A 22,681-nucleotide genomic window follows, 5' to 3' on the forward strand; every position below is an offset into this window, starting at 1 on the left:
ACGACCGATGGGTGTTGAGGTCCCCGGTGCCCTGATGTGGCTGCTGGAAGCGGTAGCCGGATCGGAGTACCCCGAGGGCGACGAGGACGGTGTCTGGGGTGTGGCCGACGATTGGCGTGCCGCCGCGTCGGACCTGCGCCAGGTCCTCGCCGACATCGACGATGCCGTCGCCGCGGTCAACGCCGCGTATCCGGAGGGCGAAGCCCGCCAGGGCATGATCGCGGACCTCCAGCTCTATCGCGACGGGGAGCAGTCGCTGGAGAAGCTGGCCAAGGACTTCGAGACCATTGCCGAAAGCGCCGACGGCCTGGGCATGGAGATCGAATACGCCAAGCTGATGGTGATCACCTCGCTGGCCCTCCTGGCTGCCGAGATCGCTATCTTCTGGATCTTCCCGCCCACCGCGCCCGCGGCCACCGCCGTCGCCATGGGCTTCACCCGGATCGCCATCCGGATGCTCGCGCAGCGGGTGATGAACAAGATCGTGCAGCTGGCCGGGAAGCTGATCAGCAAGAAGCTGGCCAACTTCCTGATCCGGCACGTCGCTATCGACACCGTCATCGGCACCGGGCAGGACCTCGGCATCCAGGCCTACCAGGTGGATGCGGGCCACCGGAAAGCGATCGACTGGAACCAGGTCAAGATGACCGCGGTCAGCTCCGCGGTCGGCGCGGCCGTCGCCAGCCCGATCGGCGACAAGCTCGGGAAGTTCCTGAACACCCCGCGCGGCGGCCGGGACACCCCGATGTTCAACCCCACTGTGAACGCGGCGATCACCGGCAGCACCGCGGGTTTGGTGGGCGGCGTCGCCGGCTTCGGCGGCAGCCTCGGATACCAGATGGTGCAGGCCGCGCACCAGGACGACGGGTCCTGGAACTGGGACAAGGCCTGGGAGCAGACCAAGAAGAACGCCACCGAGCAGTTCGACTGGCGCATGCTCAGCGCGGGCGCTACCAATGGCGCGCTGTCGGGGGTGAGCCGCTCACTGGCGGACCGGAGCTGGCAGAACCGGAATCCGGATTTGTACGCGCCCGCGGGGCCGCGGATCGGGTACCAGGGGCCGAACAACACCGGTCCGGCGAATGCGCCGGCCAACGGGTATGGCGGCGCCGGCCCGGCCGCGTCGCCGAATGCTCCTGCCGCAGGGGATAATTCATCGAGCAGTCGAGCGCCGTCCAGCAACAACAGCACCGGCGTGGCCGACCGTACAGGAGCCCGGCCGCAGGCCGGGGCAGCGGAGCCGACCCGCACCCGCGACGACAACCCGTTGCAGGAAGGCGATCCCACGCCCGGCGCTGGAACGGAACCGCCGAACATCGACACCACGGATCCCGTCGGCACCGACCCGGGGGACAGTCGTGCGGGGGCCGCGCCGACCGATCCAGGCCAGGCTCCGGCCGGAACGCCTGAGGCGGGCCCGCAAGCCGGACCCGCACCCGAGGCGGCCAACCAGCCCGCCACCGGCGAAACCGAAACGACCGCCGATACCCCCGCTACGCCGGAACAGGCTGTAGCGCCGCCGGATTCACCTGCTACGGATCTCGAATCGAATCAGCACGGCGACACGTCTTCGCCTGGCGACGGCAGCGCTCAAACCCGCCCAGAGGTCGAGGACGCGGCGGACACCGATCCCAGCACGCGAACCGGGCCACCGGAAACCGCAGCCGTACAGCCCCAAGCCGATAACACAACTAACGGGCCCGCGGACAGCAGCAACCCGACGCACCCCGCCGCCGCGGAGACCCCGCAGCTCGGCATCGACGCCAGCGAGCCGGACACCGCGCCCCCGCCGCAAGCGGAACCCACTGCGGAGCAATCGGATCCGGCTACCGACCCAGCGGCGAGCAACCCGAACCAGCGCCTGGAAACCAGCCCGCAGCAATCGGATACGAGCAACGACCCGGCTGCCGAGCACCGCACACCCGCCGCAGGCGAAACGTCGCAACCCAGATCGCTGGGACCGGAATCCGCCCCGCGAGTTGACGCCGCCACACCCGATGCAGCGCCCGCCAACGGTATTCGCGCCGCCGATCCAGGTACTTCTGCGCTGCACCAGGATTCGCCCGCAGCGACCGGCCCCGCCCAGAACAACCCCGCCCCGGCATCCGACACCCGCCCCGGTGGCGAGTCACGTACCGATCCTCGCCCAGCACCCCGCAGCAATGCCCCGCTCACCGGCGAAGCGCGCCCCCGCACCGAGTCCCCGGCCAACGCCGAAACAACACGACCACAGTCGGATTCGGCACCGAAGTCCTCCGAACCCCGCGCCGGAAGTCCCGAGGTCCGCACGGCCGCGCCGGAAACTCGTCCGAGCGCCGAGCCCCGCACCGACAACGCCCCTCAGCGCAACACCGAACCGCGCACCCGCGCAGCGGAATCGGGGACCCGCCCATGGCAACCCGACGGTGACGCGGGCCCGCGGGCAGAGCGCTCCGCCGATGCAGCGCCCCGACCCGATGGGCTCCAGGGCGACCGCCAGCCCACCGTCTCGACCGCTGACGCGACCCCACTTCGCCCGGATAGCGGTACGCCGAAGCGGGATGACACGGACTCGACCCCAGCTCGCCCGGATAGCGCCACGCCGCAGCGAGATGACACGGACTCGAACGGCCGACCCGACCGCAGCAGCACTGAGATTCGACCGGACGCACCTCGTCGTGAGCAGCCATCTGCCTTGCGACCCGACGATCCGGACGCGAACAATCCAGGCCGCGCTGGCACTGATTCCACTGCTCCGCAGCGGAATACCGCTGATCCGACCGCTCGGCCGGATCGGAGTTCCGCCGAGCCCCGCCCGACACCGTTGCGTGGCGAGCAGTCGCCGGAAGCTGCGCGATCTGCTGACTCCAATGGCATTCGCCCGGATCGGGGTCAACCGGATACTGCGGTGCCACAACGGAATGGCGCCGATCCGAGCGTCCGGCCGGATCCGAAGGCTGCCGAATCCCGTCCCATTCAGCCCCGCAGCGAGCAGCCAGCTGCAGCGCCGCGGGCAGAACCGGATGGGGTATCGGCACAGGCACGTCCGGATACTGGAGCGCCGCAGCGGAATGGCGCCGATCCGAGCGTCCGGCCGGATCGGGGTGACGGGCCGACCCGTCCGGCGGCGGATCGGGTTCCGAGTCCGGCGGCGCGGGATCCGCAGGCTCCGCATCGGCCGTGGGCGCCGGATTCCGGGCCGGTTCGGCAGGCGGATGTCGATGCGCCGCGGACCAGGCGGGATGGTGCGGAGGTGCCGCCGGAAGGGCTGTTGGTCGCGCCGCCGCCTGCTGATCCTGGAGGGGGACAGCAGCATCTGCGCAGTTCGGCTCGGCCTGATGCCAACGGTCCGGAACGGGCGCCGACCCGCGATCCGGGTGATGGCGATCAACCGCCCGCTTCCGACGGCCCGGACGGTATCCCGGCGGCCAATCGGGGTCGCTGTGCCGAACTCGCGTTGCGGCTGATTCAGCGGATGACCGGGAGCACGGTGATCCGTCCGCCGGATGCTCCGGTCGGTCTGGACGGTATGACGGCGGCCGAGGTGCAGGCCGCAGCCGGCGGACAGCTGCGTTCGTTCGGGGATCACGAGGCGATCGCGCGGCAGCTGCTGTCCATGCCGGAGGGGTCCTCCGCACTCGTGGTCGACGAATATGCCGGTGCGCGTGACGAATACGGCGTCGGTGCACACGCGTACGTGCTGGTGCACGAAAACGGCGGCATCGTGGTGCGCGATCCGGGCGCCGATCGGGTGCAGGGTTTCCCGCCGACGCTGCCGCGCGAGGTGAAGCGCCCCTACGCCATCCTCTTCGACGCCGCGGGCAACCCGGTGCACCCGGCCGGCGCCGACACTCCCGTGCGCTTCGGCGACCGCACGCACGATGAGGACGAAGCACGTATCGGCGAGGAGGAGCGGCGGCCGACGGAAACACCGGAACGGTTGGGCGATGAGGTCGGGCCTCGGCCCGAGCCCGCCGCCGAGCCGGATCGCCATGTCACGCCGGTCGACGACGAGTGGTCGAACCTGACGCCGGCGGAGGTCGGCGCCCGGCTGAAGGAAGTGACCGGGCTGCAGGTGTTCGGCTTCGACCTGCCGAATCTCGACCCGGACACCGTGCGCGATTTCGCGCGCGCGGTCGCTGAACAGCGCGCCGCCTATCCGCACGTCGATCTGCGCGGCGTCGGTATCGGGCCGCTGGACGGCGGCGCGTTCGCCCAAGCCCAACCGCGCACCGATCGCACCACCGGGAAGATCCACACCGAGTCGATCACACTCAACTACCGCTTCGCCTCGGATCTGTCGCACTTCCGGGAACGGTTGCAGTTGCGAGTGGATCAGGGACGCTTCCATCCCAGCATCCTGGCCCGTCCGGGCTACGGTGCGTTCCTGCACGAATTCGGCCACGCCGTCGACTACGCGGGCGGTCGGTCCGTGCACGGGACGGTCGAGGACGCGTTGCTGCGGCACTACATGGCCAACCATTCGCCCGCCACCATCGACGGCTACGAGACCTGGCTGCGCCAGCTCAGCGGCTACAGCTTCGACGGCGACGGCATGTTGAACGCGAAAGAGGCGCTGCCGGAAGCATTCTTCGACGTGGAGCTCAACGGCGACAACGCCAGCGAGCCCGCGAAGATCATGCACAAGCTGTTGACCGAAGCGGCCGAGCGGGCCACTCGGGGTGATCAGGCGGGACGCGACCGGCCGGACCGGCTCGGCGATTCCGAGGAGCCCACACCGGATCCGAATGCCGGTGGGGGAGCCAAGAAGCCGCCGAACGAGCCGCCACCCGCGGCCGCCGAACCGCCGGATCCCGATGGTGCCGGAACCCCCGATCCCACGCGCGAAAATCGTGATCCGAAATCCCGGCCGCACACCGTGGAAGTCGACGGCGAGCAGGTTCCGGTCCGGCTGGTCGACGACGGCGCAGGCAGCTGGCGGGTCGAGCCACCGGAAGCCGCTGCGCCCGAGCGCAGTCCGGAGCTGGCCACCGCCGAGCCGCCCGCCACCCCGGACCGCCGCCCGAACCTGTTGCGGCGCCTGTGGACCCAGTTGCGCGACGGATTCACCGCGCACACACCGAAATACGGGTCGGGCTCGGGCTTCGACGGTGCCGGGCAATCGGTGATCGCCCATGAAGCGAACCTGCCCGTGGTCAAAAGCACGCCGGACGGCGATGTGCTGCAGACGAAATTCAACCCGGCTCGCATCCTCAAAGAGGGTGTGACGATGTGGCAGAAGCGGGAACTCATCCCGTTCCTGAAGAAGCTGACCAGCCGCATCCCGGATCAGGCGGGCGATCCGCCGCCGGCGCGCACCCGCAACGGCGAGGAGTACCGGCCCTGGCTGGACGAGGCCGATCCGGATCTGGTGCGCCGCGAACTCGGCGTCGACCTCGATGACCTGCGCCGCCAGGCCGAGGCCGAGCAGCCGCCGAAGGCACCGGAAGCCCCCGCGCCGGAACCGGTTCGGCACCAGCCGAATCCGAATGCCACCGGTCTGTTCGGTGAGCTGTCCCGCGATCTGGCCGACGCGGCGAACCACCGCACCGACCTCGGCGCGGACCTGATCGCCGCGGTCCGCGCCCTGGGCGGCGAACTGGGCCCCGAGGTGACGTCGGAGACCGCGCGGCAGGCGTTCGAAACGCTGCGGTATCAGCAGGCCCGCCGCATCGGCGCGCTTGCGGGGCTCGCCGAGGCCGCCGCCCGCTACGACGCCGAGAACCGGCGCATTCCGTACATCGACCAGGTCAGCTTCTTCGACGCCGACCCGATGACCCGTTTCCTGCGCGAGGTGATTCGCGCCAACGACCGTCCCGCCACCATGCTGGAATGGGAGGGCGTCAACAACGGCGGCGAACCGGGCCGGGACTGGGGCGATCTCGGGTACACCGATCAGCCGGGTCGCGACGAAGGCAACCCGAGCTACTTCGAGAATGCGTTGCGGCGCGACCAGATCCGGGACGAGCGGGCCGTCTGGGCACAGTTGCTCGGGGTGGATCTCGCGACGCTCGACGCCCATCCCCGGCATGCGCTCGCCGAGGTGATCGACCAGATCCGCACGCACGCACAGGGGCTCGCGGATGTTCAGCAGCAGCTGCGGAACTTCCTGCGTGCGGACGACAAGGTCGCCGAAATCACCGGCAAGCTGGCTGATCTGGGGCTGCGCGCGTCCATCGAATCCGACAACGGGTTCCTGCTACCCGATGTGGACGGCATCGGGATCCTGCCGGGCGAGGCCGGTCAGAAGCCCAGGCTGCTCGTCTACGACGGAAACCTGGACCACGAACGGGTTTTGGCGGACGCGCTGCGGGATCATCCCGATCTCGCGCAGGCAGTGAACGACGGTTTGGTCGATGTGGTGCACCGAGTCGCACACGTCGAGCTGGACGGGACCATCCGGCTGCTCGACAGTGAACCCATTGCGGTGCAGCACATCCGGCAAGATGTCGACGGTCGCACGCTGGATGTGACGGTGATGCGCGAAGGTGACAGCCCCTGGCGTCCGGTGTTCGACACCCCGACCGGGGATGTCAGCCAGCGCCCGGGCCAACTTCCGGAAGGCCTGTCCCGCAGCGAAGTAGAAGCCGCACGGCAGGAACTCGCACGCCGCCTGGGCATTCCGGAGGACGAGCTCGACAATCCCGACGCGCTCGCCCAGCGGATGGAACAGCTGCGCGCCGAGAACGCGATCCGCGCCGCCCAGATCGAAGCCATCATCGACTACGGCCGCACGGCCTGGGACATCGACGATTTCCATGCCCACGACGACGCCCGTTCGCAGCTGGCGCACCGTCTCGGGATGCATCCGGATCAGCTGACGCCCGAGCGGATGGCGCGCGCCCTGGTCGATCCGGGCCTGGGCACGGCGCGCCGGCATCAGGCGGTCGAGGACCTCGTCGATTACGCGAAACTGTTGCGTGGCAACGATTCCGCGCTCGTCGACGCGGCCCGGGATCGGCTGGCCGAACGCCTCGGTGTCGGCACCCGCCGGGGCCGGTTCCCGAAGGACCTGTACCCCCGGAACTACAAGAACGCCGAAAAGAAGTACCTGCCGGACACTTCCGGCCTGGACCCGAAGCGGCTGCACAAGGCGATCTCCAAGCTCGCGGGCAAGGAGAGCGAGCGCGCGAACCTGATCAACGCTCTCGCCGAGTACTACCGCACCATCAACGGCCTGGACCGTTTCGACCCGGTCAGCCGCGGCGACCAAGCCGTCGACCCGCGCGTCACCGATATCGAATTCCCGGTGCACGACAAGGCGATCGCGCACCTGCTCGATGTCGTCGGCGACCTCGACATCCTCACCGACGCCATCGACGGCGCCGACATCCTGGACCGTTTCGGCATTCTCGGCCAGCACACCGGACCGGCCCCGGAACCCCGCGCCAACCCCGACTTCACCCGCACCGTCGGCGTCGAGCTGCCCGACCCGGTCCGGCCCGGCGATACTCCCGAGGAGGCGGCCAAGAAGGCCGAGCGGTGGGCGAAGGTCTACGAGGTCTATCGCGACGGCAAGATCGATCAGAAGGAACGTCTCACTCCGGACCAGCTGGCCGAGGTACAGGCCGAGCTCCGGGCCGAAACCCAGCAGCGTTCCGACGATCTCGACCAGCTCGCGGAACTGAACCGCCGCGCCGACCAACTCGAAGCCGACGCGCAGCGCCCGGCCCGGATCGCCCAGCTGCTGGCCGAACGGGACGCCGCGGTAGCCCAGCGGGATGCGGCTCGCACGGCGCTGGATGCCGCGACCTCCCGTTTCCGGCAGGACCCAGGCGACGAGGCCGCGGCGGACCTCGGCGCGGCAGCCAAGCGGTACACCGACGCTCAGGCCGAGGTGACCCGTCTGGAGGCCGAGCTGGCGGCGACCCGGCCGCAGAATCCGCCGGATGCACCGCCGGCCGCCGCGGTGCGGCCCGAACCCGACAAACCGGGTTCCGGTGGCGCGGCTCGGACGGAACCGGTGGCCGGTGGCGCTGGCGGGGCGAAAAAGCCGCCCGTTGACCCGCCGGTGCCCACGCCCGAACCGGACGGCCCCGGCGATCGCCCCGACCCGGACCTGGCGCGTCGGGTCACGAACCGACTTGCCACGGAAAATGCCGCGGCTGTCCGGGAATTGGATGCGGCGAGGACCGCTCGCGCTGCAGCGATAGCCGGTCTCCCGGTCCGCGAAGGCGACCTGACCGATGACGCTTTGGCCGGAACGATCCGGCGTCTGACGAACGAAATGCCCGACCAGGCAGCGCGTATCGCCGCCCTGCGGGACGCCGCCATTCGGTTCAACCGGGCCGAATCCGAAGTCGAAGTGCTCGACGGAGCCGTCGCCCAGGCGATGGAACGCGAAGCACTGGCCGAGGAAGGCGCCGTCCGCATCGACAACACGGTCGGCGTCGTCTCCGGCGACCCGCCGCGCATCGTCGTGGTCGGCTGGAACGCCCCGGGCGACGTCCGTACCCAGCTCGCCGCCGACTACCCGCAACTACGCCCGCTGCTGGCCCGCCCCGAGGTCCTCGTCCGCCACATCGAGATCGCCTACACCGACGACGGCCGAATCACCCACCTCCACACCGACTTCGGTCCGGAAGGACGGCGGCCCGGCCCCGACGCGACCTTCGAAGCCATGCGTCAGCGCGCCGCAGCACGGGCGCAGGAGGCGCTGGATGCGGTTCAGCGCCGGGCCGACGAGGCGCGGCAATCCCAGGACACCGATTTCGACCGGCGCATGCGGCAACTCGAGGAGTCGCTGTCCGAGCAGGAACGCCGGATGGCGGAACTGGATGACGCTATGCCGGGGGAACCGGGCGTCGGCTTGCGGGATCCGCAGGCGGCCGCGGACTTCGAGGCCCTGCGGCAGCAGACCGAGCGGGGCTTCAACGAGGCTATGAACGCGGTACGACAGCAGGTCGAAGCGGCGCAGCGGGCACTCGATGAAGTTCAGGCGCGAGCCGAGGAGACTTCGGATTCGCAGCGGCAGCGTGCGTTCGAAGAGCGGCTGCGGCAGTTCGATGCGGCGATGGCCGATCATCAGCGCCGGCTCGCGGAATTGTCCAGGACAGCACGGGATTCCGGCGACTTCGAGGCCCGGTTGCGGCAGTTCGACGCGGACCTGGCCGAGCATCAGCGGCGATTCCAGGAGCTGCAGGAGTCGCTCGAGGGTCCGCAGCCGGACGGCGATCTCGATGCCCGTATGCGCCAGTTCGATGCGGCGATGGCTGAGCACGAGCGCAAGTTCGCGGAGTTGGAGCGGGCGCTCGGTGAGCCGGACGACGATGGGGATGCGACACCGCCTGCGCCGAAGCCGAAGCCGTCGGGCTCCGATCCGGGCGATACCGGTGCGGCGGCGCGGCCGGATCCGGAAGCCGAGGGTGCGGACAATGCCGTTCCCGCGGTCCGGTCGGAGGACCTCACGCCCGAGGCGCGCGCGGAACTGGAACGCCTGCGCGCCGAGCGGGGCGAAGCGGTCGCCCTGCGCGAGGAACTGCGCGACATCCGCCGTGCCGCAGCCGAACTGCTCGCCGCGGCGCTGCCCGACGGCCCGGAAGCCGCAGCCCTGACACGCGCGACCGAACGCTTCGACGCCGCCGAAGCCGAGGTCGCACGCCTCGACGCGGAGATCGCCGAGCAGGAACTCGCGGGTACGCCGGAAGCCGTCTACCAGGACCTGCTGCGCAGGCGCGCGCAACTTGCCGCCGAGCGCGAATTCTGGCGCGCCAAGCGGAACGACCGATTCTCCCGGTTCAGCGATATCCCGCTGCCGGTGCGCAATCCGAACGACGCGCTGAACGATGCGAACCTCGCCACCACGCTGCAGGCGCTGGACAACGGAATCGTGCGCACCCGCGACATCGGCGGTATCGGCGAGGAAAGCGCCACTCGGGCAACGGAATTGGTGGGCCCGGATGAGATAGCGCGACGCCGCGAACAGATCTTCAACCTGCAGGATGCCGCGCAGCGGTTCATCGACGCGGATTCCGCGCTGACCGACATCGATCGCCAGATCGCGGCGCTCGGGCGGGTGGGTGTCGCGGAACCGGAATTGTCGCAACAGGTTCAAGCCGAACTGGACCAGCTGGCGCAGGACCGTGCCCGGGCCGTGCTCGAAGCCAAACCCTGGCGGCTGATGCGCACCGATCTCGCGAACCGGCTGCAGGTCGACGAAAGGCTGCTCGGTCCAGGCGATTTGGACTCCACGCTGCAAGAGGTGGCGAACCGGACCGTCCGCGCCGGCGAAGTCGACGAACACGCCCGCAATATCGGCTTGCTGCACGAAGCCGCGACCCGGGTGAACGCGGCCGAACAGGGCGTCCATCGAATCCAGGGTCAGATGGCCGAATTGGCGGGTGCGGGTCGCGATCTGCTGCGCGAGGCCGGGGCGCGCCCGATCCTCACCGGCGATTCGGCGCATCCGCGGGTCGGGCTCATCGACGGTGCGAGCCCCCGCATCATCGTGGTCGCGCCGATCGGTCCGCACGGCCATCCTCGGGTCGATCACGATGCCGCGCTGGCCGCCGCGATCCGCGCGAATCCCGCTGTCGCGCAGGCTATGACGCGGCGAGAGACCCGCATCGAGTATCGCTGGATCGTGGCCGAACGGGACGCGCCGGTGCGCGCCGAGCAGATGGGTGGACCGCAGCGCAGATTCGTGCATTTCCCCGGGATCGCCGGGCGTCCGCCGATGGATCTGGTGCACTGGCACGACGGAACGGGCCAGGTGCGCACCATCGATTCGCGCCCCGGAAACGGTGACCGCGGTGGCCCGACCGTGCCGAAGGAGTACGAGGAACGCGTCCTTCCAGAGGGTGTCAGCGGGTGGGGTATGGCCCCCGTTGTGGGCGCCATCACGGATCCGTTCATCGACAACGGGCCTGGCGTCAACGAGGCGTTCCTCCCCGCCATCCCCGGTGGCGACCCGCTCGGCAACGGCATGGAAACCTACGCCCTGCCGTTCAACGACCTGCTGTACCACATTCTGCGGCTGACCCTGGAACCGGCGAAACTGTCCGGCTTCACCTGGTTCAACGACAAGCAGCACCCGGGCCGGATCGCGCCCGGGTTCAAAAAGCATCCGTGGTTCCGGCCGCCGATCCGCGACGTGCAGCCGATGGCGCAGGAATACAACCTGCCCACTCGGACGCCCGACAACGGTGAACTGGGCGAGCTGTACCAGCAGCGGCAGCGGGAAGAGCAGGCCGCATGGCGCGAGGTGCAGGAGTGGGCCGACGGCGAATACAACCGTTTCATCGGTGACGACAGCGACATCGACACCATTCACCGCAACCTCGACGACCACCCGCTGGCGCAGGGTGCGGCGCGTGCGGTGCGGGCCGCGGTCCTCGTCGACGTGATCGCGAACATTCTCGACAGCCATCGCGAGGGCCTCTCCGAGAAGACACACCGCAGCCCCACCGATCCCGGGCCCGACCTCAGCGGCGCCATCGACGCCATCACCGGCCACCTGCACCACGAACGGCCCGGCGACGCATCCCGGCTGGTCAACGACATCGCCGACGCCTTGACCTCGCTGCGCCCCAACCGCGGCGACATCGCCCGCGCCGTCGCCGAACGCCTCGACAACGCCAACCGGGCGTTCAGCCGCGAAGAAATCGAGCGAATCAAGAACCACCTGATGCGCGCCGAGCACCTGCGCATCGATCCCCGTGACAGCGCCCCGCGCTACCTGACCCTGGATCCGGTCGCCGATGTCGCCGAAGCCTGGAACCGCCTCATCGCCGGCGGCGACAACATCCTGCCCGCCGACATCCTCCTCCTTCAGGACGCCCTCGCCGAAACCAACTTCCTCCGCGCCCACCCCTTCGCCACCGCCTGGCGCGACGCCAACCAGTACGCGATCCGCATCGGCTTCGACTGGGACGCCGTCCGCCCCCCACTAACCGGCTGGCGCAAGGGCATCAAATACGCCCCCACCCCCTTCGGCCCCGACACCCCCCTACCCCCACGCCCCGAAGTCGACCCCGACGACCCGGACTCCCTCCCCCCAGGCCCGCGCCCCCGCCCCCAACTCCCGCCCAACCCCCAAGGCCCGGCCAACCGCGCCCCGGAACCAGAATCCCCGGACCACACCGCGACCCAGCCCCTCCCACGCCCCGACCCGACCCTCGAACTGCCGACGTCGCCGGACAACATTGCAACTCAACCGCTTCCGCGCCCCTCGGGTGTTAGTGATCCGACGATCGAGTTGCCGCCTGCGGCGTCGCCGGACGACGTCGCCACCCAGCCGGTTCCGCGTCCTCCGGGTGTGGGCGATCCGACGGTCGAGTTGCCGTCTCCGGATGACGTTGTGACTCAGCCGGTTCCGCGTCCTTCGGGTGTTGGTGATCCGCCGGTCGGGTTGCCGCCTGCGGCGTCGCCGGGCGACGTTGTGACTCAGCCGGTTCCGCGTCCTTCGGGTGTTGGTGATCCGACGGTCGAGTTGCCGCCTGCGGCGTCGCCGGGCGACGTTGTGACTCAGCCGGTTCCGCGTCCTTCGGGTGTTGGTGATCCGACGGTCGAGTTGCCGCCTGCGGCGTCTCCGGACGACGTCGCCACCCAGCCGCTTTCGCGTCCTTCGGGTGGTGGTGATTCGACGGTGGGGTTGCCACCTGCCGTGTCGCCGGATGAGGTTGTGACTCAGCCGGTTCCGCGCTCTTCGGGTGTCGGCGATCCGATGGTCCAGTTGCCGTCTGCGGTGTCGCGGGATGGTTTTGCGACTCAGCCGGTTCTGCGTCCGGGTGCTGTGGATCAGGCGGCTCCGGAGGGGAATGCCGTTGGCGCGAACGATTCGCCGCGGGTTCGATTCCTGGATGAACGCAACGTTTTCGACTTCACCGATCGGCTGGAGTTCGGCCGGGCTTGGGACGAGGTGATTGCTGGGCTCGGGGCAGAAGAGCGGGAGGTGCTGGCGCATTTCGCTTCGGCGGCCGATTCCGACGTCGACTTCGTCACCATGGTCAGCGATGCTCTGCAGGCTGGGGGTGACCTGCCGCCACAGGTGGCACGGATCGCCGCGATCCTCGACGAGGTCTTGGCGCGGCATCCACTACCGGAGACGGTGGTGGTGTCCTATGGCGGCGAACGGAATCGCTTGGACCCGACTGTCGACCAAACTGGCATCACCCATCGTCTGCCGGAGTTCCCGCAGGTCGTGCTCGGGCAGATCCCCGCGATGCAGGGTCTGCCATTCCATCTCGAGTTGACGGTCCCGGCCGGCACACCCGCGCTGTTCTTGACCGGCTTGTCGCCCAGACAGTCCAGCATTCCCGGCCTGCTCCTGGCTCGCGGGCTGACCTTCCGCGTCGACAGTGTCCAAGACCGCGGCAACGGTGGATATTGGTATGTCCGTGCGACGGTCGTTCCGGGGGAGGGGCCCGGGGACGGCACCACCAGTCCGCGCCCCGCCGGCGAATCGCCTGTCACGTCCGTGCGGCCAGCGGTCACCACCGACCCGGTCAAGCAGCCGCAGCGTGCAACCGGATCATCGGATTCCGGACCGGCGGTGCGGAATCCGGCTCCGGACGCAACCCGGGTGGGCGACCCGATCCGTGAAAGTGTCGCGCCGGAGTCGGCTACGCGGCGGCCGGGCTCGGAGGACGCGGCGGCAACCGAGCCGGCCCGTGTGGAAGAACCTCTCGCTCAACAGGTTCCGGACCAGTCGGCGTCTCGCTTCGACGACGAATGGTCCCGCATCGACGACCGCGCCGAGATCGCCCGGAGACTCCGCGAACGCTACGGTTTCGACTTCGACGGTTTCGACCTCGACGGTATCGACATCGATACCGCCCGCGAAGCGGCCCGCGCACTGGACGAGAAGCTCTCGAAGTACCACGAAATCGAAATGGAGAACTTCGCTTTCGGCCCGTTGCGCGGCCCGCGCGTCGACGCCCGGATCCTCGGCGAGACCACCCCCGGCGTCGCCTTCCCGACCAGCCCCCGAGCTCGCGGCCGCGGCTTCTACCTGAACACCCGCTGGATCACTTTCAACCAGCGTTACGCCACGGACCCCACCGCCCGCGCCGAGTTCGCCGAAAGGGCGCTGCGCGACGGCTATTGGCCCAACGGCGCGGACCGCGTCGTCTACTCCGCCATCGTCCACGAACTCGGCCACGCCCTCGACCTGGCCGGCCAGCGCTACGCCCAGCACCGCGCCATGGACGCCTTGCGCGAGCACTACGCGGCCACCCGCCCCCACGTCGATCCCGCCGAATTCCGCACATGGGTTCGCCAACTCAGCGGTTACAGCTTCGACGAGAACGGCCACTTCGACCCCGCCGAAGCCCTCGGCGACGCCTTCCTCGACGTAGAACGCAACGGCCCCAACGCCTCCGAACCCGCCCAGGTCCTGCACCGCCTCCTCCTCGAGGAAGCCCGCAACACCACCAAACGCCCCTACCTCGACCCACCCCCCACCATCGACCTCGACACCATCACCTTCGACCCCGACTTCCTCACCGCCGCCCGCAACCGCACCATCCCCACCCCCGAAACCCCAACCCCCGACCCCACCCCCGAACCAACCAAAAAGCCTCTGCGCCAACGCATCACAGAACGCTTCACCCGAGCCCCCAACCAGCCGACCACCCACCACCAGCAACCCGCACCTCCGCCCCCCACAGCTCCACCGCGCACCGCACCAGTCGATGAGCCCGCAACTCCGCGGACGCCTGAAAGTGCGCCAGAACCTGCGCCGCCCGCTCCGACATCGCCTGTGCCTCCGCCGCACACTGCGCCAGTCGGCGAGCCCGCAACTCCGCGGTCACCTGAAAGTGCGCAAGTGCCTGCGCCGCTCGCTCCGACGTCGCCTGTGGCTTCGCCGCTAACCGCGCCAGTCGGTGGGTCGGCAACTCCGCGGACGCCTGAAAGTGCGCCAGAATCTGCGCCGCTTGCTCCGACGTCGTCTGTGCCTCCGCCGCGCACCGCGCCAGTCGGTGGGTCGGCAACTCCGCGGACGCCTGAAAGTGCGCCAGAATCTGCGCCGCTTGCTCCGACGTCGTCTGTGCCTCCGCCGCGCACTGCGCCAGTCGGTGAGCCCGCAACTCCGCGGACGTCCGAAAGTGTGCCAGAACCTTCGCCGCTTGCTCCGACGTCGCCTGTGGCTGCGCCGCGCACTGCGCCAGTCGGCGAGTCGGCAACTCCTCGGACGCCTGAAAGTGCCCATGAGCGTGCGCCGCTCACCCCTGCGTTGCCTGGAGATCCATCTCGCTCCGCACCAACCGGCGACCGATCCGCACCACAGATGTCCGAAGGCGTGCCTGTTGTTGAGGAACGCGCGCCGACCACTCCCGTGCCACCGGTTGATCTGCCGAGTACGGCACCGACTGGCGGGCCTTCGACCTTGCGGTCGACCGAAAGTGCTCCTGTTGCTGAGGAACTGGCGCCTGCGACTCCCGCATCGCCGGTTGATCTGCCGAGTACGGCACCGACTGGCGGGCCTTCGACCTTGCGGTCGACCGAAAGTGCGCCAGTTGCCGAGGAACTCGCGCCCACCACTCCTGCGTCGCCTGCGGATCCGACACGCTTGGCGTCAACTGCCGAGCCCTCCGATCCGCAGGCGGCAGAAAATCCCTCTACGGATGAGCCGGAAGGCGGCACCACACAGCCTGAAACGGATTCCGGCCGCGACGAGCCCGCAGAGCCCGGCCAGCCGGACGGCGGTCGCGATGTGCCCGAGACTGCCGAGCGCGAGCGCCGCGGCGAAACCGGTGGGCAGGAACCGCCAGAAACCAACGGCGATCCCGAAACTGAGCCCCGGCGTGCGCCAGTCCCGAGCGGAAACGCGCGCTCGCACATCCCGCATCCGCCAAAGGATTACGACCTCGAGGCCCCCGACATCGAGGTTCATCAAGCGGTCCCAGCTCAGCCGTACCCCGTGCCACCCCCGAAGCCCCCGGTGCCGCCGAAGCCTCCGGTACCCCCGAAGCCTCCGGTACCCCCGAAGCCTCCGGTACCCCCAAAGCCTCCGGTACCCCCGAAACCTCCGGTACCCCCGAAACCTCCGGTACCCCCGAAACCTCCGGAGCCGCCGAAACCGGAGCCGCCCAAGCCGGAGCCGCCCAAGCCGGAGCCGCCCAAGCCGGAGCCGCCGAAACCGGAGCCGCCGAAACCGGAGCCGCCCAAGCCGGAGCCGCCCAAGCCGGAGCCGCCGAAACCGGAGCCGCCCAAGCCGGAGCCGCCGAAACCGGAGCCGCCGAAACCGGAGCCGCCGAAACCGGAGCCGCCGAAACCGGAGCCGCCGAAACCGGAGCCGCCCAAGCCGGAGCCGCCGAAACCGGAGCCGCCGAAACCGGAACCGCCCAAGCCGGAGCCGCCGAAACCGGAGCCGCCGAAACCGGGACCGCCGAAACCGGGACCGCCTATGCCGGATCTGCCGCAACTTCCGGATCTGCCGGATCTGCCGGATCTGCCGCAACCTTTGGCTCCTCCGGAGTTCCCGCCGCCACCGGGATGGCCCGCACCCCAAGGTCATCCGTCGATGCCTGTGCCGCCGCCGGGTTGGCCTGTGCCGTCGGGTGATTTGTCGTCGTTCGTGCCGCCGTCGGGTTGGCCTGTGCCGTCGGGCGATTCGTCGTTGCCCGCACCCCCGTCGGGTTGGCCCGCGCCGCAAGGAGATCCGACGGCGCCAGGTGCGCCGGTACTACCCGAGGCACCGCGCGCATGGGAGCCGCCGTCCGGCGGCAACGAGACGTCGGGTGGGTCGGCAAACCATTCGCCGTCCGCGCCGTCGATGTACTCGGCGCAAGCTCAGACACCGAATGGCGATGGCGCGAACGGCTTTGCCCCCACGCCAACGGATCAGACCCAGGCACCGCCGGCTCCGGTCAGCCCGCCTCCGCTCCCGCCCGCTCCGGCGGCCCCCGCGCCCCAGTCCCGGTCCCGGTCCTCGCACGCGTTCCCGCGCATGACCGCCTACGGCAACGGCCGCCCGCCGGTCGACGAGGGAAACCGCACCACCACCGGCCTTGTTGTGCGATCCCATGCCGGTGTCGGCGAGTTCGCCGAATTCGACCCGCGCACCGGGGCCTTGCGCAACGGCACTCTGGGGCTCGGCGCGGTGTCCGGCCTCTACGGCAACGTCGGTGATCTGCCGATGGTCTTCTATCGAGACGGTGGCCGCCTGCTGCTGCGCGTCGGCGGGCGCGTGATCGATCTGGACACCCAGCAGATCGGTGTCCACTGGCAGCGCACCGACGACCAGACGACCCGCTTCGTTCTCACCGTGGAGGGCGCCGTCGTCTGCGACGTCTACTACCGAGCCGTGCTCCCGGATCTCGACTTCGGCCTCTTGATCCGCGACGTCCTCACCGACCCCGCCCGCCGCACCCGCATCTTCACCGCCTGACCCACCCCCGCACAATGACCCGAGAGTGAGGAGCACCCATGCGTGACAGCGATCCAACCCCCGACGAACTCCGGGCCACCTTCGAAACCCTGCTCGCCGCCGCCCGCACCGGCGCCGCCGTCCCCTCGGACAACGCCCTGGACACCGAAACCGAAAACGCCCTCTGGGCCATCACCAACGCCTACCCCAACATCCCCAACCCCCTGATCACCACCGCCCGCACCGCCTTCACCGGCCAACTCGACGGCACCAACGCCGCCGCCCGAAAAGCCGCCCGCCTCCGCCTCTTCCAATCCCACGGCCTCCAGTAGGCCGCAGCCCTAACACCGTTAGACAAATGGCGGTCGCTCACCGGCGTGTTGACCGCCATTTGCCTAACGAGTCGCGGCTCCACGTTCGGTGGGGGTGCATGGTACTGATGGGCGGACGCTGGCCGGTGTCGTGGGCACGGGGTTGTCCACAGGAATCCGGTTGTCCACAGGGTTTCTATTTCCCCTGGTCAGCCGAATCAGTGGGGTCGTACCTTCGGCGAAGGTGGTCGTATGAGACCAGGGCTGGAGGAAGTGCGGGACAAGCAGTTCGGGGTGTTCACCACAGCGCAGGTGCTGCGTGAGTACACCCGATCGGAGCTACGGGGGCGTCTGGAGCGGGGGGAGTGGGTGCGGGTGTTCCATGCGGTGTATCGGGAGTCAGAAATCCCGCCGTCACCTCAATTGCGGGTTGAGGCGGCGCGGCTGTCGATGGGAGTGCGGTCGTTGACGGCCGCGTACAACACCGCTGCTGAGTTACATGGGTTTTCGGTGCTGGACGACCCGGCGACGCATGTGCTCGGAGTGCAAGCGTCACGTGTCGGTCAGCTGATCGTGCACCGCCACCGGGTGGATCCTGGGGAGCTGCAACTCGCGCACGGCACTCGCACCACTAATCCGGTCCGAACCACGGTCGATATGGCCCGAAGAGTGAGCCGGCTGGACGCTTTGGCTGTCTTGGACGCCGCCTTGCGCCATGGCATCTCGCGGGAAGCGCTGGCCGCCGCAGCGAAACAGCACCGGCGCCGCCCGGGTATCCGCCAAGCGGCCGAATTGATCGAGATGGCTGATGCCCGCGCGGAATCTCCCATGGAGTCCCGGACCCGCTTACGTTGCATCGACGCGGGGCTGCCCCACCCCCAGCCTCAGTTCCGGGTGTGGACCGCAACTGGCCCGCGCCGCCTCGACCTGGGCTGGCCCGCCTGGCAGATAGGCCTCGAATACGACAGCGCCGCCTGGCATTCCGGCCCGCACGCGGCCCACCGCGACTTCCCCCGCCACAACGCCCTCGCCACCGCAGGCTGGCGCATCTATTACGCCACCGGCGCCGACGTCTACCACCACCCGCACCACTTCACCGACCCCATCTACCGCGCGATGGCGGCAGCTCGGACCCGTTAGGCAAATGGCGGTTGACACGCCGGTGACCAGCCGCCATTCGACTAACGGGTCGAGTCGGACTCGGCGCTGTGCGGGCCGGTTTCCCAGCGGTAGCCGTAGCCGCGGATGGTGGTGATGAGTTCGGGGCGTTGGAGTTTGGAGCGGAGGGCGGCCATGTGGACGTCGAGGGCGCGGGAGATGGCGGCGAAGGCGTCGCCCCAGATGCGGTCCATCAGTTGCTGGCGGCTGACGGCGGAGCCGGGGCGTTCGACGAGGATGCGGACCAGTTCGAATTCTTTGTGGGTGAGGGTGATGGGGGTGCCGGCTACCTCGATGGTGCGGGCCTGGAGGTCGACGCGGACGTCGCCGGTGACAACTATTTGCTGGACGGGCGCGGTGGGGGTGCCGGCGCGGCGGGTGACGGTTTCCAGACGGGCTACGAGTTCGCCGACGCGCGGGGGTTTGGTCAGGTAGTCGTCGGCGCCGGCGCGCAGGCCGCGGATGACGGCGCGCTCACCGCTGCGCGCGGTGAGGATCAGGACCGGGACAGAGCTGACTTCGCGGAGTTTGCGCAGCACGTCGAGGCCGTCCATGTCGGGCAAGCCCAGATCCAGGATGACGGCGTCGTAGCGGTCGTGGGTGAGGAGCAGGTCGGCCCCTCGCCGAATATGGTCGGCCTGATAGTCCTTGGCACGCAGCGCCGCGACGAGGGCGTCGCCGACTCCCAGGTCGTCTTCGACTATCGCAAGTCTCACGGAGCGATCCTCGCAAATCGGAGCTTCCGCCCGCAGGGGTATGGGGTGGCAGGGGAGCGGCGTACTCGAGACCTTGACATCTTCTTAGGGAAGTTACCGCTCATGAGCGAGACGAACGACCAAATGGTGCGCGAGAATTCTTTCCCAGCTGCTTCCTTCGAAGGAGCCGTTGACCAGCACCCCGGTCCGCCAGCAGCATCGCGGCCTCGTCCAGCCCTACGAAGGCGGGTCGAGGTCCGCCAAGGCGGGGTCGTGAATCCTCCTGAGGGGTGAGGGTTTCGGCTTGCCGGGTCGCATTTCGACATCCTGTGCCAGGATGAGGAACAGCAAGTCGGCTCTAACCCGCAACCGCGTACCCGCCCAGGTTTCCGGTCGCGGGTGCGTGGATGAGGAGATAGCTGCAACGTGACCAGCCCAGACGACGAGGCCCGCGACAACCAGGCCAACGGCGACGAGCAGCCGAATCTCAATCCCGAACAACAGGCCGACGAGGCGTTCCTGCAGGAATTCCAGGCCGCCTTCGAGGAGACCAGCGAAGAACCCGATGTGGAGTTCTCGCTGGGCGATTCGGCCGCCCCCGCGCCGGCCCCCGAAGGCGCCGACCCGGCCGAGCAGGCCCGCGAGATCGGCCACAATCTCGCTCGCGAACTCGCCACGTCCGGCCCGCAGGGCTGGTCCCGGCTGGACGCGGTCTTCGCGTTCACCGAGGTCGCCGAGGTCGCGCAGATCGTGTTCAGCGACGACGAAGAGCGCTCGGTCCGGATCCAGCCGTCGGAGCCGGTGCTGGAGCTGGTGCGCCGGCATCGCGCGGTGTCCGCCGAACTGGGTGACGGCCCGTGGTGGCGGTTGCTGCTGCAACTGAACCCGGCCGGCCAGCTGGAGATCGACTACGACTACGGCGACGAGCCGTTCCCGGACGATCACCTGTTCCCGCCCGAGGTCTACCAGGCCGACCTGCAGACGCATCCGCGCGATCGGCTGCCGGTGTGGCTGGCCGCCTATGTCGGTCACGGCAACCGTCAGTCCCGTACCCCGGCCGAGGCCGCGGCCTGGGCTCGCGCCGATCGGGAAGCCGGTGTGCGCGGCACGGTTTCGGAGCGCGACTTCCCGGCCCTGCCCACGCTGTGGGCCCGCTGGTCGGTGCTGGCCGCGGCCTTCGTCGCCATCGGATCCGAGTGGGGTCCCCGGATTCTGCCCGCGCTGGGCTGGTTCGAAGGCGCCAAGCGCGGCGGCTCCACGCTGTACATGCTGCCCGGCGGACGTGCCGTGCTTTCCGGTGGCGTCTGGAACGCCCCCACCCTGGATGCCGCCTACAACCAAGGTGCGCAGATGCCCGCGTTCTACGCCGGCGCTCCGGCCTGGGTCGCGAACCCGGTGCTGAATCCTCGTGCTGCCAGCGGTTTGCTGTCGTTCTGCTACTGGTGGGAGGGTGGTCGCTGGCATCGCGCCGATTCGCCCACCGCGGATCAGCTCAGCGAGGCCGTCCCCGGCATCTGGACCGCGCAGACCGTCACGAATGTGATCGCCGGACTGATCTCCGCCGAGCCGTCCGACGGCCAGGTCGCCGCGGTAGCCATCTTGGTCTCGGCCGCGGAAGCCGGTGTGGTGACCCGGGATACGCTGATCAGCGTCTTCGGCGACGACGGTGAGTTCGACATCGACAGCGCCTTCTACCAGCTCACCCTGGCCGGCGTGGCGACTACGCTGCCGGATCCGATGGCCGAGGACGAGGCCATCGAGCAGGTGCGCCGCTACATCCTCGAACGCGAACTGGACACCACCGGCTACCCGCTGGACCAGCTGCGCGCGGACCGCATCAGCTGCGGCTGGATGGTCTATGTGCCGACCGCGCCGGGCGAGATCGCGATCGGCCGCGCCCTGTTCTACATCGCCGACGACGGTGTGCTGGAACAGTCTTCGTCCTCGATCGCGCCGTCGCGCTACATCGAGGAGTTCGAGAAGCGCTTCCAGGAGCGCAACGGGCTCGTCGACGCCTGACCCCGGACGTGTCGCACCGCTACGGTTCCCGGAACGGTGCTTACGCATCCGGGTGAACAGTGGAGGTCGGCGCGATGGCCAATTCCTAACGGGTTCTTTAGCTTATAACCCCGTGCAATCGGCCCGAACGCCGTGCGCAGCTGCCAGAATTATCGGAAATGCCTGCACACCAGCGGGTTTGCTGTCTTGTCAGCGAAACCCCGGTGTTCATGCGAACTTCGGCTTCTGGTCGGCCGGAGTTCATGCGAAGATCGATTGTGAGTCTTGCGAAATGAGAGGTGCGTGATGACGCTCGAGAGGTTTTCGGAGAAGCAGCGGACCGCCGGCACCGACACCGCCAAGGTGCGGGACCGGATGAACGGGCTCGCCGATCGAGTGCAGACCCAGCTGGACAACCTGATCGCGATCGTCCGCTCCGATCCGGTCTTCGGCTCGAAGTTCATGGACGACGCGAAGGGCCTGAAGTACCAGCTCGAGGGCGCGGTCGAAGGCACCCGCACGATGGCCGCATCCTGGGGGAAGCTCTCCGACGGCCAGTTCGAAGCCGCCAGGAACAACGAGATCGAAGAGAAGAAGCGCGAAGCTCAGATCTTGGAGGCCTGATCCTCCGCAGAGCCAGTCTTAACGGTCGGTGGTGATTGACCGGCGGACCCTCGGGCCGCCGCAGAGTGTGTGGAGCGGGTGAACCAGATGAGCAGCAGCAGGCGCGACGCCGAACTCAGCGGCATGCTGGAGGAGTTCCGTGCCCGCATGCGCGATATCGCCGAGATGCAGCAGCAGCGCGTCAAGCTCGTCGCCACCGCGACCACCAAGGACCGGCAGATCTCGGTGACGGTGAACGCGAACGGCGTGGTCATCGAAACCAAATTCGGCAGTGGCATCGACGAATACAGCTACGACGACATCGCCAAGGCGATCACCCGGCTGGCGCAGCAAGCCGCCGAGGACGTGTTCGGCCAGAGCCAGGAAGTCATGGCGCCCTTGGCCGCCGAGCGCGCGCGGCTGCCCAAGCTCTCCGATGTCATCCCCGGCATGCCGGATGTGCAGAGCGAAATCCCCCTGGCGCCGCCGGTTTCCGTCGCACCGCCCGGCTCGGCCGAGCGCGCGGAGGACGAACTGGTCTTCACCGATGTCGAGATCCGCAACGATGGCGCAGAATCCGGGAAGGGCGTCACCGACTCCGTTTGGTGACGTGCGCGCGGATATAG

At 69.0% G+C, this 22,681-nt stretch carries 7 protein-coding genes; 6 read left to right on the forward strand and 1 reads right to left on the reverse strand.

From position 1 onward, the window contains the following. Positions 1-7 precede the first annotated feature (7 nt). The 3 genes from IBX22_RS21790 to IBX22_RS21800 all read left to right on the forward strand — a co-directional run bounded on the left by IBX22_RS21790 (position 8) and on the right by IBX22_RS21800 (position 18,741). Positions 8-17,311: a hypothetical protein gene (locus tag IBX22_RS21790; RefSeq protein ID WP_194817348.1), complete on the forward strand. Its 17,304-nt coding sequence runs from the start codon at positions 8-10 to the stop codon at positions 17,309-17,311. A 38-nt stretch (positions 17,312-17,349) separates the two neighbouring features. Then, positions 17,350-17,622, forward strand: coding sequence for a hypothetical protein (locus IBX22_RS21795; RefSeq protein ID WP_194817349.1), 273 nt, complete (start codon positions 17,350-17,352; stop codon positions 17,620-17,622). Positions 17,623-17,853: 231 nt separating this feature from the next. Beyond that, positions 17,854-18,741: a type IV toxin-antitoxin system AbiEi family antitoxin domain-containing protein gene (locus IBX22_RS21800; protein ID WP_194817350.1), complete on the forward strand. Its 888-nt coding sequence runs from the start codon at positions 17,854-17,856 to the stop codon at positions 18,739-18,741. Between the two features lie 41 nt (positions 18,742-18,782). On the opposite strand, the gene IBX22_RS21805 is transcribed toward IBX22_RS21800, so the two are convergent. After that, on the reverse strand, positions 18,783-19,475 hold the full coding sequence (locus IBX22_RS21805) for a response regulator transcription factor (protein WP_194817351.1): 693 nt from the start codon (positions 19,473-19,475) through the stop codon (positions 18,783-18,785). A gap of 405 nt (positions 19,476-19,880) precedes the next feature. On the opposite strand from IBX22_RS21805, the gene IBX22_RS21810 reads away from it, so the two are divergent. The 3 genes from IBX22_RS21810 to IBX22_RS21820 all read left to right on the forward strand — a co-directional run bounded on the left by IBX22_RS21810 (position 19,881) and on the right by IBX22_RS21820 (position 22,664). After that, the gene (locus tag IBX22_RS21810) at positions 19,881-21,473 is read left to right on the forward strand and encodes a hypothetical protein (RefSeq protein ID WP_309234721.1); all 1,593 of its coding nucleotides are present in this window, start codon (positions 19,881-19,883) and stop codon (positions 21,471-21,473) included. Between the two features lie 285 nt (positions 21,474-21,758). Continuing rightward, positions 21,759-22,076 (forward strand): hypothetical protein, encoded by a 318-nt coding sequence (locus IBX22_RS21815; RefSeq protein ID WP_194817352.1) that lies wholly within the window; start codon positions 21,759-21,761, stop codon positions 22,074-22,076. An 87-nt stretch (positions 22,077-22,163) separates the two neighbouring features. Continuing rightward, complete coding sequence (locus tag IBX22_RS21820; RefSeq protein WP_194817353.1) at positions 22,164-22,664, forward strand: YbaB/EbfC family nucleoid-associated protein; 501 nt, start codon at positions 22,164-22,166, stop codon at positions 22,662-22,664. The last annotated feature ends 17 nt before the right edge of the window (positions 22,665-22,681 follow it).

The organism is Nocardia sp. XZ_19_385 (genome assembly GCF_015355755.1).
GTDB lineage: Bacteria > Actinomycetota > Actinomycetes > Mycobacteriales > Mycobacteriaceae > Nocardia.